This is a genomic window from Paramagnetospirillum caucaseum (assembly GCF_000342045.1).
Taxonomy (GTDB): domain Bacteria; phylum Pseudomonadota; class Alphaproteobacteria; order Rhodospirillales; family Magnetospirillaceae; genus Phaeospirillum; species Phaeospirillum caucaseum.
In genome coordinates this window covers 36,546-51,762 of sequence record NZ_AONQ01000030.1, presented here as the reverse complement: position 1 = coordinate 51,762, position 15,217 = coordinate 36,546, and the positions used below count along the sequence as shown (strand labels likewise).

At 67.0% G+C, this 15,217-nt stretch carries 13 protein-coding genes; 10 read left to right on the top strand and 3 right to left on the bottom strand.

The features are described 5' to 3' along the window. Positions 1 to 77: 77 nt before the first annotated feature. Positions 78 to 1,220 (top strand): dihydropteroate synthase, encoded by a 1,143-nt coding sequence (folP, locus tag H261_RS12410; protein WP_008617984.1) that lies wholly within the window; start codon positions 78 to 80, stop codon positions 1,218 to 1,220. Between the two features lie 183 nt (positions 1,221 to 1,403). Further along, a complete protein-coding gene (locus H261_RS24835) occupies positions 1,404 to 1,748 on the top strand; it encodes a hypothetical protein (RefSeq protein ID WP_152426842.1) in 345 nt (114 codons plus the stop codon). A 100-nt stretch (positions 1,749 to 1,848) separates the two neighbouring features. On the opposite strand, the gene H261_RS12405 is transcribed toward H261_RS24835, so the two are convergent. Further along, entirely contained in the window at positions 1,849 to 2,355 is a 507-nt protein-coding gene (locus H261_RS12405; protein WP_008617983.1) for a DUF4405 domain-containing protein, read from the bottom strand. Between the two features lie 172 nt (positions 2,356 to 2,527). Between H261_RS12405 and glmM the strand changes: the two genes are divergently transcribed. Further along, complete coding sequence (gene glmM / locus H261_RS12400; protein ID WP_008617982.1) at positions 2,528 to 3,883, top strand: phosphoglucosamine mutase; 1,356 nt, start codon at positions 2,528 to 2,530, stop codon at positions 3,881 to 3,883. Positions 3,884 to 3,929: 46 nt separating this feature from the next. On the opposite strand, the gene H261_RS12395 is transcribed toward glmM, so the two are convergent. After that, the gene (locus H261_RS12395) at positions 3,930 to 4,121 is read right to left on the bottom strand and encodes a hypothetical protein (RefSeq protein ID WP_008617980.1); all 192 of its coding nucleotides are present in this window, start codon (positions 4,119 to 4,121) and stop codon (positions 3,930 to 3,932) included. A gap of 190 nt (positions 4,122 to 4,311) precedes the next feature. Here H261_RS12395 and thiD point away from each other — a divergent pair, with 190 nt between their 5' ends. Beyond that, positions 4,312 to 5,115 carry a bifunctional hydroxymethylpyrimidine kinase/phosphomethylpyrimidine kinase gene (gene thiD / locus H261_RS12390; RefSeq protein WP_008617977.1) on the top strand — a complete coding sequence of 268 codons (804 nt, stop codon included), beginning with the start codon at positions 4,312 to 4,314 and terminating at the stop codon, positions 5,113 to 5,115. A gap of 114 nt (positions 5,116 to 5,229) precedes the next feature. Here thiD and H261_RS12385 read toward each other — a convergent pair whose 3' ends face one another. Further along, on the bottom strand, positions 5,230 to 5,871 hold the full coding sequence (locus tag H261_RS12385) for a YkgJ family cysteine cluster protein (protein WP_008617974.1): 642 nt from the start codon (positions 5,869 to 5,871) through the stop codon (positions 5,230 to 5,232). A gap of 142 nt (positions 5,872 to 6,013) precedes the next feature. Here H261_RS12385 and H261_RS12380 point away from each other — a divergent pair, with 142 nt between their 5' ends. From H261_RS12380 to H261_RS12355, 6 genes are all read left to right on the top strand, one after another. Continuing rightward, positions 6,014 to 7,192 carry a phosphoserine transaminase gene (locus H261_RS12380; protein ID WP_008617972.1) on the top strand — a complete coding sequence of 393 codons (1,179 nt, stop codon included), beginning with the start codon at positions 6,014 to 6,016 and terminating at the stop codon, positions 7,190 to 7,192. A gap of 70 nt (positions 7,193 to 7,262) precedes the next feature. Beyond that, entirely contained in the window at positions 7,263 to 8,843 is a 1,581-nt protein-coding gene (gene serA / locus H261_RS12375) for a phosphoglycerate dehydrogenase (RefSeq protein ID WP_008617960.1), read from the top strand. Positions 8,844 to 9,027: 184 nt separating this feature from the next. Continuing rightward, a complete protein-coding gene (locus tag H261_RS12370; protein WP_008617958.1) occupies positions 9,028 to 10,425 on the top strand; it encodes a methyl-accepting chemotaxis protein in 1,398 nt (465 codons plus the stop codon). A 121-nt stretch (positions 10,426 to 10,546) separates the two neighbouring features. After that, positions 10,547 to 11,689, top strand: coding sequence for an ATP phosphoribosyltransferase regulatory subunit (locus H261_RS12365; protein ID WP_008617949.1), 1,143 nt, complete (start codon positions 10,547 to 10,549; stop codon positions 11,687 to 11,689). A 10-nt stretch (positions 11,690 to 11,699) separates the two neighbouring features. Next, positions 11,700 to 12,989 (top strand): adenylosuccinate synthase, encoded by a 1,290-nt coding sequence (locus H261_RS12360; protein ID WP_008617946.1) that lies wholly within the window; start codon positions 11,700 to 11,702, stop codon positions 12,987 to 12,989. Between the two features lie 114 nt (positions 12,990 to 13,103). Continuing rightward, entirely contained in the window at positions 13,104 to 15,188 is a 2,085-nt protein-coding gene (locus tag H261_RS12355) for a serine/threonine-protein kinase (RefSeq protein ID WP_008617944.1), read from the top strand. The last annotated feature ends 29 nt before the right edge of the window (positions 15,189 to 15,217 follow it).

Genomic DNA, 15,217 nt, shown 5'->3' with positions numbered 1-15,217 from the left:
AGGGAGCTTTCTTTTCGGGCCTTTCTTTTTCCCCCTCCCCCGGCTGCGCCGGGGGAGGGCGGGGGAGGGGGCGTCACATGACCATCTCCTCCGCCTTCACCCGAAGCCCCGCTCTCCCGCGGGGCTTCGATGTCTCGGGGGGCGGTCTCTATCTGCTGCCCGCCGGCCTGGTGTGGGGCGAGCAGGCCGCCGCCGCCGTCATCTCGGGCAACGCCTGGCCCCTGGCCGACGGCTGGGCCGCCTTCACCGCCCTGGGGGTGATCACCCGCCGGGCGGCGGACGGAGCCGACATGGCCGTCGCTCCCTTCGCCGAGGTGGTGGAGTGGGCCGAGGGCGAGGACCCGCGTCTCGCCCGTCTGGTAGCCGGTATCATCCACCGCATGGGGGCGAAGCGCCGGCCCTGGGGTGGGTTGGAACTGGACCGGCCGCGCCTGATGGGCATCGTCAACGTCACTCCCGACAGCTTTTCCGACGGCGGCGAGGCGTTCGGGACCGAGGCGGCCGTGGCGCGCGGCCTCGCCCTGGCCGGGGCCGGCGCCGACATCATCGACGTGGGCGGCGAATCCACCCGGCCCGGCGCCGATCCGGTCGGCCCGGAGGAGGAAGCGCGCCGCGTTCTGCCGGTGGTGCGGGCCTTGGCCGAAAAGGGCCTCGTCGTCTCCATCGACACCCGCCATGCCGCCGTGATGGGAACGGCGGTGGAGGCCGGGGCCAGGATCATCAACGACGTCACCGCCCTGCTGGGCGACCCGGAGTCTTTGAGAGTGGCGGCGAAAAGCGGCGCCGATCTCTGCCTGATGCACATGCAGGGCGACGACCCGCGGACCATGCAGGCCGCACCGGCCTATGCCTGCGCCCCCCTGGACGTCTTCGACCATCTGGCCGGGCGGGTGCGCGACTGCGAGGCGGCCGGTATTCCTCGCGACAGGATCTGTCTCGACCCCGGTATCGGCTTCGGCAAGACGCCGGAGCATTGCGCCCAGGTGCTGGGCTCCCTGGCCCTGCTGCACGGCCTCGGCCTGCCGCTGCTGCTGGGCGTTTCCCGCAAGAGCTTCGTGGCGCGCCTCAGCAAGGGCGAGGCGGCTTCGGCCCGCCTGCCCGGGACATTGGCCGCCAACCTGGCGGGGCTGGGTGCCGGAATGCACATCCTGCGAGTCCATGACGTGGCGGAGACGGCGCAGGCGCTGGCTGTCTGGACAGCGGTGCGGGCTGATTGTTGAAAAGAGACATGACCGCATTGCATGCAATCAATAGGATATGATCTTATTGATTTTACGCCAATAGTATTGTAGATATACCGTCTGCTGACCTTATTCATAAATAGAAGATAGCGTTTCGCTCATCTTTTAAGTGTCTGTGGCCGGCTGGTCTTGGAAGTTTCAGAGCGTCAGAGGGAGGTCGTGATGGGTATTGAAGTCAGTAATCTCCAGACGAACATGAATGTTGCGCAGACTCCGGAAGAAGCTGCCCGGTTTTTCCTTGGAGAGGTGTCAAAAGGTCTTGCCCAGCTTGTTGCTGACAAACTTGCTGAAGTAAAGAGTCAGATCTTACTTGGCTCCAAAAGCAATTCAAGCATTGCGGGATGGGAGGAAATGATAACTGGTGGATTGTTGTGCATTGATTGGGACACGGCAAAATTCAAGGGGCCGCAACATATCCTGTGCAGTTTTGCTGCTGGCAGGGCCGATTCCGTTTCTCCGGCATCAATCGATATGTCCATTGGTATCAGCATTCGGGCGAATTTCTGAATGGCGAGGTTGAGGGGGCATCTTTGCGATGCCCCCTTCCCGATTGGCTGAACGCGGCATTGGCAGATATCCGTGCGACTCGTTCGACCTGTTTCCCCGTCTATCTCGATGGTGGCGGCAGGATGGATGCAAACAACTCGCCCGGCTGCCTGTGGTGGACAGAGGCCAGGGTGGCCACCGTGTCGCCCGGTTCGGCCGTGATACCCGCTCGCTTCAGGCGGGCCAGCACCTCGTCGGTACTGCTGCCGATCACCGGCGCCAGTTGGGCGATGGGTGCCCGCTCCGCCGCCCGTGCCAGACGGATCAATGGATTGCCCGGCGGCTTGGGCGGCACCAGGGCGACGAAGGCGGCGATCCCCAGGACGGTGACGCCGGCCAGCACCTGCATGTGGCGCTGGCGCAGCATCTGGGCGAACGAGCCGCGATGGCGAACCACATGCAGGACCGCCACCGCGGCGAAGGCCATGCCCAGCCATTCATGGATGGCCTCGACCGGTCCTTTGGCCAGATGGAAGAACAGGATCACCCCGGTGATCCCCACCACCACCGACAGGATGGCGGTTCCTGGGGTGGCGTAGCGGCGCAGCGCGGTTTCGAAACACGTCATGATGCCCTCTCGGCCGATATGATTGACCGGCGAAAGCTAGGGCAGGGCGGTAACGCCCGTATGTCGGGGGTGTCGCAGGATTGTATGGAAGTGTATCAAGCCTTTCCCCTTCCCCTCCTGCCGCCGTCCTGCTATCCAATCCCTCTTTCGGGCAGAGGGAAACGGAACACCGATGACGCGCAAGCTGTTCGGCACCGACGGGATCAGGGGCACCGCCAATACCGACCCCATGACCGCCGAGACGGCCATGAAGCTGGGCATGGCGGCGGGAAGGCATTTCACCCGCGGCGACCATCGCCACGTTGTGGTGATCGGCAAGGATACCCGCCTGTCGGGCTATCTGATCGAGCCGGCGCTGACCGCGGGGTTCATCTCGGTGGGCATGGACGTGGTGCTGCTCGGCCCGCTGCCCACCCCCGCCGTGGCCATGCTGACGCGGTCCATGCGCGCCGATCTCGGCGTGATGATCTCGGCGTCGCACAATCCCTATCAGGACAACGGCATCAAGCTGTTCGGCCCTGACGGGTTCAAGCTCTCCGACGAGGATGAGCTGACCATCGAAGCCTCCATGTTCAACGGCCTGGACTCCTACCGGGTGGGCTCGGACCATCTGGGCCGGGCCAAGCGCCTGGACGACGCGGTGGGCCGCTACATCGAATACGCCAAGTACACCTTCCCGCGCGGCCTGCGCCTGGACGGCCTGAAGATCGTGGTCGATTGCGCCAACGGCGCCGCCTACAAGGTGGCCCCCACCGTGCTGTGGGAGCTGGGGGCCGAGGTGATCCCGGTGGCGGTCACTCCCGACGGCTTCAACATCAACAAGGCTTGCGGCTCGCTGCACACCGAGACCATGCGCGAGCAGGTGGTGGCCCACGGCGCCCATCTGGGCATCGCGCTGGACGGCGACGCCGACCGGGTGGTGCTGTGCGACGAGCAGGGGCACATGATCGACGGCGACCAGCTGATGGCGCTGATCGGCGATCTGTGGCACCGCTCGGGTCAGTTGCGGGGCGGCGGCATCGTCGCCACCGTGATGTCCAACCTGGGTCTCGAGCGCTTCCTGGATCAGCGGGGGCTGAAGACCATCCGCACGGCGGTTGGTGATCGTTATGTGCTGGAGCACATGCGCCGCGAGGGCTTCAACGTCGGCGGCGAGCAATCGGGCCACATCATCCTGTCCGACCATTCCACCACCGGCGACGGTCTGGTGGCCGGGCTGCAGGTGCTGGCGGCCCTGGTCCAGTCGGGCCGGCCGGCCAGCGAGATGCTGCGGCTGTTCACGCCGCTGCCCCAGGTGCTGAAGAATGTGCGGGTGGCCAAGGGCTCGGTGGCCGAGGTGCTGGCCGCTCCGGCGGTCGAGACCGCCATTCGGGACGCCGAGGCCAGGCTGGCGGGCCAGGGCCGCCTGCTGATCAGGAAGTCGGGGACCGAGCCGCTGATCCGGGTGATGGCCGAAGGCGAGGACGAGACCCTGGTCGAGGCCACCGTCGACGGCATCGTGGAAACCATCCGCCGGGTGGCGGGCTGAGCAGACGAAAAAGGGGGCTTCTGCCCCCTTGCCGGTCTCTTGGGTTTCAGGCCGCCGCCGTGGCGGCCTCGGGAGCGAAGCGCTCCACCACCCGGTTCATGGTCTTGGCGATGTCCGGGCACAGCCGGACCAGGCGCTCGGCCAATTCGCGGGCGCGGTCGGTGTCCACCGGATGGCCGGCGACTTCCGCCTCGAGAATCTCGGCAAGCTGATCGATCTCTTCCCATCTGTACTGCATGACGTGCCTCGTGGGATGTGTGGCGATGCTTTCGTATAGGGAAATATACGCAGCCATATTGCGGTGCACAAGAGGGTGAACACCGGATATTGCAGGCTGCTACAAAATGTCACCCAGATGCAGCATATGGATGCCCACATTAAAAATGGGTCAAAAGCATTAAATCTCTCGATTGAAATGGAGAGTCGCCATGCGAGGAAGAGTTCTGATCGTCGCCGGGTCGGATTCGGGCGGCGGGGCCGGTATCCAGGCCGATATCAAGGCGGTGACCTGCCTGGGGGGCTTCGCCGCCACGGCGGTGACGGCGCTCACCGCCCAGAACACCCATGGGGTGACTGGCATCCACGAGGTGCCGCCGGCCTTCGTGCGGGCCCAGATGGAGGCGGTCTTAAGCGATATCGGCGCCGATTGCATCAAGACCGGCATGCTGGCCTCGGCCGCCATCGTCCAGGCGGTGGCCGAGGGGCTGGCGGCGCTGGCGCCCGGGGTGCCGCTGGTGCTCGACCCGGTGATGGTGGCCAAGGGCGGCGCCGCCCTGCTGGCCGACAGCGCCGCCGGAGCGCTGGTGGCGCTGCTGGTGCCGCGTGCCCGCCTGCTGACCCCCAACATTCCCGAGGCCGAGGTGTTGCTGGGCCGCCCCATCGCCGGCGTGGCCGACATGGAGCGGGCGGTGCTCGACCTGCTGGCCCTGGGGCCCAAAGCCGTGCTGCTCAAGGGCGGGCATCTGGAGGGCGACGATTTGGTGGATGTGCTGGTCGAGGCCGGCGGCGGGCTGCGGCGCTATGTGGGGCGGCGCATCGCCACCCGCTCGACCCACGGTACCGGCTGCACCCTGGCGTCCTCCATCGCCGCCGGGCTGGCCCAGGGCATGGCCCTAAGCGATGCGGTGGAGCGGGCCAGGGCCTATCTGGTCAAGGCCATCGAGACCGCGCCGGGTCTGGGCGGCGGCCACGGTCCCCTCAACCACGGGCACACGGTCAGCGGCGCTTCTTAGCAGGCTTGGCCCGCTCTACCGGCGGGAACCAGTCGTGCAGGCGGACCTCGGCCGGGAACACGGCCTCGTCCCGCCACCACGCCTGGACCGCGTCGGGGCGGTCGATGACGGCCTTCAGGCGGGGACGAAATCCACGCCGGGACAGTCATGCCCCGCCATGTGCAGGGGATGGGCCAGGCCGAATACCGCCCCGTCGAACACGTCCTTGGGCGGCATCTGGTGGTCGGGGCTGGGAGGCGGGCCGAACAGCGGCGCGTCCAGCTTGGCATAGGCGCCCATGCACCAGCGCGCGTCCATGTGGTAGAGGCCGCGGCATTTGAACGGCCGAACGTCGTAGATGGCGCAGGCATTGTCCACCAGGAAGACGCAGGGCCGCCCGGAATTCCAGGATTTCAGGCGCTCGACCAGCGGCGCTCCATCGGGACGGTGGCGCAGGGATCGGGCGATGTAGAGCACCTCGGTCACCGTGGCGCCCACCCGTTGGTGACAGCACCAGCCGCAGCCCTTGGCACAGCCGGCCGGCCTGGTGCCCAGGGCGAAGGCCGGGGTGGCGCGCACCGAGGACCACAGCCCCTCGGCATAGGCCTGGGCGTCGGCCACCGCCGCGATGACGGCGTCGGGTCCCTTGCGCAAGGCGGCCCCCGTCAGGGTGCGCACCGCCTCGAACGAGGCATCGCGGATGGGTGAGGTGCCGCCCCCCGATTTGGCGGAAGTCATGGCGTTAAGGGCGGCGGCGGCGTCGAAGGGGCTGGTCATGGCCGCGAGGATAGCAAGCGGCGTGAAATCCGCGCCAGCTTCAAATGCTTCGTTGCGAATCCCCCTTCGCCCTCATACACTCCGCCCGGGCCACGGTCCCCCAACGGGCCGCGTCCCTTCTGCGAGGGAGGGTTACCTGATTATGACCGATATTTCCAAGCCGGCTGCCAAGCCCGCCAATCCCAATTTCTCTTCCGGCCCCTGTGCCAAGCGACCCGGTTGGACGGTCGACGCGCTCAAGGACACGCCGGTCGGCCGGTCGCACCGCGCCAAGATCGGCAAGACCAAGCTGGAAGAGCTGATCAACCGCACCCGTTCCGTGCTGGGCATTCCCGCCGATTACCGCATCGGCATCGTCCCGGCTTCCGATACCGGCGCCGTCGAGATGGCCATGTGGTCGCTCCTGGGCGCGCGGGGCATCGACGCCCTGGCCTGGGAAAGCTTCGGCGAGGGCTGGGTGACCGACATCACCAAGCAGCTGAAGATCGAGGATACACGCGTCTTCAAGGCGCCCTACGGCACGCTGCCCAATCTGGCCGAGGTGGATTGCGACCGCGACGTGGTGTTCACCTGGAACGGCACCACCGGCGGCGTCCGCGTCCCCAACGGCGACTGGATCAAGTCCGACCGCAAGGGCCTGACCATTTGCGACGCCACCTCGGCGGTGTTCGCCATGGACATGCCCTGGGACAAGCTGGACGTGGTCACCTGGTCCTGGCAGAAGGTGCTGGGCGGCGAAGGCGCCCACGGCATGCTGGTGCTTAGCCCCCGCGCCGTCGAGCGCCTCGAGAGCTACAAGCCGTCCTGGCCGCTGCCCAAGATCTTCCGCATGACCAAGGGCGGCAAGCTGATCGAAGGCATCTTCAAGGGCGAGACCATCAACACGCCCTCGATGATCGCCGTGGAAGACCAGATCGACGCCCTGAAGTGGGCCGAGTCCATCGGCGGCCTCAAGGCCCTGATCGCCCGCTCGGAAGCCAACCTCAAGGCCGTGCAGTCCTGGCTGGACAAGTCCGACTGGGCCGCCAACCTGGCCGACGACGCCAAGATCCGTTCGTGCACCTCCATCTGCATGATCGTCAAGGCGGCGTTCTTCGCCCGCTTGTCCGCCGACGACCAGGCGGCGGCGGCCAAGAAGATCGTCACCCTGCTCGACAAGGAAGGAGTGGCCTACGACATCGGCGCCTATCGCGACGCTCCCGCCGGCCTGCGGGTCTGGGGCGGCGCCACGGTGGAAACCGCCGACGTCGAAAAGCTCCTGCCCTGGCTCGACTGGGCCTTCGCCCAGGTCAAGGCCGAGTTCGAGCCCAAGGTTTCCTAAACCAGAAACACCGTGAACCGGGCGCCGCCTTTCCAAAGGCGGCGCCCGAACTCCATGTGAGGAAGTCCAGATGCCCAAGGTTCTCATCAGCGACAAGTTGAGCCCCGCCGCCGTTCAGATCTTCAAGGATCGCGGCATCGAAACCGACGTGAAGACCGGCCTCGCCCCCGACGAGCTGAAGGCCATCATCGGCCAGTACGACGGCTTGGCCATCCGCTCCAACACCAAGGTCACCACCGAGATCCTGGCCGCCGCCACCAACCTCAAGGTTGTCGGCCGCGCCGGTATCGGCGTCGACAACGTGGACGTGCCCGCCGCCACCGGCCGCGGCATCGTGGTGATGAACACCCCCTTCGGCAATTCCATCACCACCGCCGAGCACGCCATCGCCATGATGTTCGCCCTGGCCCGCGAGATTCCCCAGGCCGATGCCAGCACCCACGCCGGCAAGTGGGAGAAGAACCGCTTCATGGGCGTCGAGCTGACCGGCAAGGTGCTGGGCATCGTCGGCTGCGGCAATATCGGCGCCATCGTCGCCGACCGCGCCCAGGGGCTGCGCATGCGCGTCATCGCCTATGACCCCTTCCTGTCGGTGGAGCGCGCCAAGGAACTGAACGTCGAGAAGGTGGAACTGGACGAACTGTTTCCTCGCGCCGACTTCATCACGCTTCACACCCCGCTCACCGACGCCACCCGCAACATCATCGACGCCAAGGCCATGGCCAGGATGAAGAAGGGTGTGCGCATCGTCAATTGCGCCCGCGGCGGCCTGGTGGTCGAGGAAGACCTGCTGGCGGCCCTGGAATCCGGCCAGGTGGCCGGTGCCGCTCTCGACGTGTTCAAGACCGAGCCGGCCAAGGAAAACGCCCTGTTCGGCAATCCCAAGGTGGTCTGTACCCCCCATCTGGGCGCTTCCACCTCGGAAGCCCAGGAGAACGTCGCCCTGCAGGTGGCCGAGCAGATGGCCGACTATCTGCTGACCGGCGCCGTGACCAACGCGCTGAACATCCCGTCGGTGTCGGCCGAGGACGCGCCCAAGCTGCGCCCCTACATGACGCTCGCCAACCAGATCGGCAGCTTCGCCGGCCAGCTGACCGAGACCGGCATCAAGGACGTCAAGATCGAGTATCTTGGCCACGTGGCCTCGCTCAACACCAAGCCGCTGACCGCCATGGTTCTCGAGGGGCTGTTGAAGCCCATGAACGAGGCGGTCAACATGGTCAATGCCCCGGTGGTGGCCAAGGAACGCAACATCAAGGTCACCGAGACCAAGTCCGAGAGCGAGGGCGACTACCACACCCTGGTGCGCCTGACCGTCACCACCGACAAGCGCGAGCGCTCGGTGGCCGGCACCCTGTTCGGCGGCGACAAGGCCCGCGTGGTGGAGATCAAGGGCATCTCCATCGAGGCCGAACTGGGCCAGAACATGCTCTACGTCACCAACCAGGACAAGCCGGGCTTCATCGGCGCGCTCGGTACCCTGCTGGGTGCCAACGGCGTCAACATCGCCACCTTCCACCTCGGCCGGTCCGAGTCGGGCGGCGACGCCATCCTGCTGACCCAGGTGGACCAGCCGGTCTCCGCCGACCTGCTGGAAAAGGTCCGGGCCCTGCCCCAGGTGGTGCAGGCCAAGTTCCTGACCTTCGCCTGATCAGGGCAGCCATCGATGGAAAAGGGCCGCGGCGGCAACGCCGCGGCCCTTACCATTTTGGCAAGGATTTCCCGCCATAATCATGCAAGGGAAAGTTATGTAATACATTGGTCATATTCCATCAGCTTTCGTTACGTGATTATACATAGGGCTAAGACCTTAGGGACGGCGAGCGGGGGGACGCATGGCGTGGATTTTCGGTGGCAAGAGCGGCGCCGCGGTCGAGATGCGTGCGGCTGAGGCCGTCAACGACAGTACGGAGGCGGCCGCCCGGATGGCCGGAATCGAGGCGGCTCTCGATCTGGTCATGGCCGGCAAGTACCATTCCGTTCCGGCGGGGACCTGCCCGGTGACCTCCAGGATCAAGGCCCTGGCGGCCAAGCTGGAAGCCCAGGCCCAGTCCAACCTGAAGCTGGACGTCGGCCTGTCGGTCAACGTCAACGAGGCGGTGACCAGGGCGGCCGGCATGATGCGCGACGTCAGCGAGGTGGATCGCCGCGCCCAGGCCATCGCCGCCGCCGCCGAGGAACTGGTGGCCAGCGTCGCCGAGATCGCCCGCACCTCCCATGCCGCCGCCGACGACGCCAGTTCGGCCCAGGAGGTGGCGGTGGAAAGCCACGGCGCCGCCGACCAGGCCATCGGCGCCATGCGGGCCATCGCCCAGGCGGTGCAGGCCGCCGCCGGCAAGGTGGATTCCCTGGCCCAGGCCTCGGTGCAGATCGGCGATATCGTCAACCAGATCGAGGATATCGCCAGCCAGACCAATCTGCTGGCGCTCAACGCCACCATCGAGGCGGCGCGGGCCGGCGAGGCCGGAAAAGGTTTTGCGGTCGTGGCCAACGAGGTCAAGAACCTGGCCAACCAGACGGCGCGCGCCACCGTGGACATCCGCTCGCGCATCGAGAATCTGCGCGTCGAGATGGGCGAGATCGTCCGCACCATGCAGGACGGCGCCAGCGCCGTCGAGCACGGCGAGGGCGTGATCAACGCCACCAGCGCGGGGATGAGCCGCCTGACCGATCAGGTCCGCAGCGTCTCGGTGAAGATGGCCGAAATCGCCGGCATCCTCAACCAGCAGACCGCCGCCTCGGCCGAGGTGTCGTCGGGGGTCGGCGCCATCGCCACCCTGTCGGCCCGCAACGTCGCCACCATCAACGACGTGGTGGACGAGATGGACGGCGCTTCCAAGGGCATCATCGCCGCCCTCAACGAGATGGCGGCGCTGGACATCGAGGACTTCACCCTGCAGGTGGCCAAGTCGGATCACATGCTGTGGCGCAAGCGCCTGGCCGACATGGTGGTGGGGCGCGAGGTGCTCAATCCCGACGATCTGGCCGACCACACCAAGTGCCGTCTGGGCAAGTGGTGCGCCACCCTGTCGGATGAGACCATCCTGCGCCATCCCGCCTATGCCGCGCTGGAGGCGCCCCACCGCGAGGTTCACCGTCACGGCATCGATGCCGCCCGTGCCTTCAGGGCCGGCGACCTGGACGGGGCGCTGGCCGCCATCACCCGGGCGGCGGAAGCCTCGGTCGGCGTGATGAAGTGTCTGAACGATCTGGGGGACCGGCGTCGCTTTTAAGGCCCGTCATCCGCAATTGTGTTTGCCCCTGGGGGCCAAACGCGATACATCGGCAGATGCCAGATAACCGGGCGGGCGCCCCTCGGGTGCCCTCCCTTTTTTCCAGGTTGCGACATCACAGATGACCGAGTCCGCCAATCGGGCCCTGCTGCCCGCCGGCCTGCGCGACATGCTGCCCCCCGACGCGGAGTTCGAAGCTTCCGTCGTCCACAGCCTGATGAGTCTTTTCGCCCGTCATGGCTATGACCGGGTCAAGCCGCCGCTGATCGAATTCGAGGAAAGCCTGCTGGACGGCGCCGGCGGCGGAACCTCGTCCCAGACCTTCCGGGTCATGGACCCCATGAGCCAGAAGATGATGGGCCTGCGCGCCGACATGACGCCGCAGGTGGACCGTATCGCCGCCACCCGTCTGGGGGCCCAGCCCCGGCCGCTGCGCCTGTCCTATGCCGGGCAGGTGCTGCGCGTCAAGGGCAGCCAGCTGCGCCCTGAGCGCCAGTTCGGCCAGGCCGGCATCGAGCTGATCGGCTCGGACGCCGCCACCGCCGACGCCGAGGTGCTGGTGATGACCGCCGAGGCGCTGATCGATCAGGGCGTGCCCGGGGTATCCGCCGATCTGGCCCTGCCCACCCTGGTGCCGGCGGTATTCGCCGCCTATAGCATCGTTGGCGAGACGGCTGAGCGCTTGCGCGCCGCCCTCGACCACAAGGATTCCGCCATGGTCGCCGCCCTGGGCGGGGCGGCCGCACCGCTGCTGCAGGCGCTGATCGCCGCCGCCGGGCCGGCCGGGCGCGCCCTGGCCGAACTGCGGGCCCTGGACCTGCCGCCCGCCGCCGCCGCCGAGCGCGAGCGGCTGGGCCGGGTGGTGGAACTGGCCGCCGCCGATCTGCCCAGCCTGACGCTGACCGTCGATCCCGTGGAAAACCGGGGCTTCGAGTACCATACCGGCCTCAGCTTCACCCTGTTCGCCCGCAATATCGGCGCCGAGCTGGGTCGGGGCGGGCGCTACCAGGGCGGCGGCGAGCCGGCCACCGGCGCCACGCTGTTCATGGATTCGGTTCTTGCCGCTCTTCCCGGACCAAAACCGGCAAAGCGGCTGTTCGTTCCGGCGGGGACGCCCCGGGCCTGGGCCCAGGCGTTCCGCGCCCAGGGCTGGGTGACGGTGTCGGGGCTGGACCCCGCCGCCGACCCGCTGGTTGAAGCAAGACGTCAGGGCTGCAGGCATCGCCTGGGCTCCGACGGTATCGTCGATGTGGAATTAGGTTAGGGGACGAGTAATGGCGAACGTGGCTGTGGTCGGCGCCCAGTGGGGCGACGAGGGCAAGGGCAAGGTCGTCGATTGGCTTTCCGAGCGCGCCGACGTGGTGGTGCGTTTCCAGGGCGGCCATAATGCCGGTCATACCCTGGTCATCAACGGCGTGACCTACAAGCTGTCGCTGCTGCCGTCCGGCGTGGTGCGCGGCAAGCTTTCCATCATCGGCAACGGCGTGGTGATCGATCCCTGGGCCTTGCTGGCCGAGATCGAACGCATCCGCGCCCAGGGCGTCGACATCACCCCCGAGGTGCTGAAGATCGCCGAGAACGCCTGCCTGATCCTGCCGCTGCACGCCCATCTGGACAAGGCGCGGGAAGAGGCCAGTGGCACCGCCAAGATCGGCACCACCGGGCGCGGCATCGGCCCGGCCTACGAGGACCGGGTGGGCCGCCGCGCCATCCGCGTCTGCGATCTGGCCGACACCAAGGTGCTGAAGGCCAAGATCGAGACCCTGCTGCGCCACCACAACGCCCTGCTGCGCGGCCTGGGGGCCGCCGAGGTGGATGGCGCCGAACTGCTGGCCAAGCTGCTGGACGTCGCCCCCAAGATCCTGCCCTTCGCCGACGTGGTCTGGCAGCACCTGGACGAGGTGCGCCATACCAGGAAGCGCGTGCTGTTCGAGGGCGCGCAAGGAGCGATGCTCGACGTGGACCACGGCACCTATCCCTACGTGACCTCGTCCAACACCGTGTCGGGCAATGCCGGCACCGGCTCGGGCGTCGGTCCGGGGCAGGTGGGCTACGTGCTGGGCATCTGCAAGGCCTACACCACCCGGGTGGGCGAGGGGCCGTTCCCCACCGAGCTGTTCGACGAGATCGGCAAGCGCATCGGCGAGCGTGGCCACGAATTCGGCACCGTAACCGGCCGCCCGCGCCGCTGCGGCTGGTTCGATGCCGTCATGGTGCGCCAGGCGGTCAAGGTGGGCGGCATCACCGGCATCGCCCTGACCAAGCTGGACGTGCTGGACGGCTTCGAGGAACTGAAGATCTGCACCGGCTACAAGCTGGACGGCAAGGTGATCTCGCACTTCCCCGCCTCCATGACCGGTCAGGCCGAGGTGGAACCCATCTTCGAGGTGATGCCCGGCTGGTCGGAAAGCACCCGTGGCGTGCGCACCTGGAAGGACCTGCCGGCCACCGCCATCAAGTATATCCGCCGCATCGAGGAACTGATCGAGGCGCCGGTGGCCCTGCTGTCCACCAGCCCCGAGCGCGAGGACAGCATCCTGGTGCACGATCCCTTCGCCACGTAATTTCGCGGCGAGTTCCCCGCGCTTTCGAAGCGAGTTGATTGTAGGACGGCCTTTCCGCCTTTAGACTGAGAAACAGTCCGGCCTCCAAACGGGGCCGGCCCATGGAAGGGGCAGATGTCGGAAATCGACGAGGCCGAGGTCGAACTCGATCCGGCCGAGGACGGCGATGGCGGTGACGTCAAGGTGGAGGTGGTCAAGCAGACCGGCCCACCCGGGGTGCTGCGCGACCGCTATACCATCCGTTCCAGCCAGCCGCTGCCCGAACTGTCCACCCCCTCGGCCGACGCCTTCGTCGCCGAGGACAAGCGCGATCCCAACCGCGCCCTGTTCGGCCTGATCTGCAAGCCGGAACTGCCGCCCCGCGTCAACGCCATGCGGGCCCTGAAGGGCGTCTCCACGCCGGGCCTGATGCAATTGGTGGAGTGGGGACCCATGAACTGGCCGCCGGCCGGCCGCCAGTGCATGACCGTGGTCTACGAGCGCCCGGGCGGCGACCGGGTGATGACCAGCATGCGCTCGGACGTGCCGCGCATCGACGAGTACCAGATCACCAAGCGGGTGATCGAGCCGCTGACCGCCGCCCTGAAGGAAATGGATTCGCGCGGCGTCCCCCACCGTTCCATCCGGCCGACCAACCTGTTCTACGCCGACGGCAATGGCGAGCGCCTGGCCTTCGGCGATTGTGTCTGCGCCCCGCCGGCCTTCGACCAGTCCGTCCTGTTCGAGACCGTCGAATCGGGCATGTGCACCCCCATCGCCCGGGGCAGCGGCGACCATACCGAGGATTTCTATTCCCTGGGCGTCACCATCGCCTTCCTGATTCTCGGGCGCAATCCGGTGGTGGGGCTGTCCGACGACGCCATCCTGGGCATGAAGATCCAGCAGGGCAGCTACAACATGCTGATCGGCGACGAGCGCCTGCCGCTGCCGATGATCGAATTGCTGCGCGGCCTGCTGTGCGACGACGGCAGCCAGCGCTGGGATGCCGAGGACCTGGACCTGTGGCTGTCGGGGCGGCGCATGTCGCCGCTGCAGCCCCGGGGCGAGAAGCGGGCGGCGCGCGGCTTCCCGTTCATGGGCAAGGAATACTTCAACGGCCGCGAACTGTCCCAGGCCATGTCCAGGAACTGGGACCAGGCTATCCCGCCGGTGGTCGAGGGCAAGCTGGAGCTGTGGCTGCGCCGCGCCGTCGAGGACAAGGACAAGGCCAACGTGGTGGCCGAGGTGGTGCGCATGGCGCTCAACTCCTCCACCGACAAGAAAAGCTCCACCGACCTGATGCTGTGCAAGGTTCTGATCCTGTTGGATCAGGCCGCCCCCATCCGCTACAAGGGCTTCAACGCCATGCCCGACGGCTTCGGCTCGGCCCTGGCGGCGGTGATGGCCAGCCGGGGCGATACCCGGCTGCTGACCGAAATCATCCTGCGCGAGGTGCCGCGCCTGTGGTTCGAGATGCGCGGCGAGTACCAGCCCGACAACTCGCTGATGGAATCCAATTTCAAGGAACTGCGCTCGTACCTGTCGCAGACCGGCATGGGCTATGGGCTGGAACGCTGCCTGTACGAGTTGAATGACGCCCTGCCCTGCCAGAGCTTGCTGCTGGGCGAGGAATACGTGGTCGAGGTCAAGGAGTTGCTGCCGGCGCTGAATGCCGCCGCCTCCAAGCGCGCCGACGGCAAGCAGATCCCCGTCGACCGCCATATCGCCGCCTTTCTTGGCGCCCGCATGCGCTCGGACATCGACCGCAACCTTACGGCGCTGAGCGATTCCAATCAGGGCGTCGCCATGATGGGGGCGCTCAACCTGTTCGCCGTGCTGCAATACCGCCTGGGGCCGGAATCCCTGCCGGGCCTGGCCGCCTGGGTCGGCGCCATGATCGCCCCCATCGTCCAGGGCTTCCACGGGCGGGAAAAGCGCAAGGAGCTGGAAAAGGAGATCCCCCGGCTGGTGCGCAAGGGCTCGGTGGTGGAGATCTACAACCTGCTGGAAAATTCCGAGGAGCGGGTGCGTGACGAGCAGGAATTCACCTTCGCCCAGGCCCAGTACGCCGCCGCCGAGGAAGAGATCAAGCACATCATCACCGAGACCGAGGAACGCGCGGCGGAAGCCGACAAGATCGGCCGCCAGACCGCGGCGGTTTCCGGCATCATCGTCGCCATGATCACCGCCTCGGTGGTGGTGATCTCGGCGGTTTTTTAGCGGGATCGGCCTGAGCTCCCGCGCCTGCC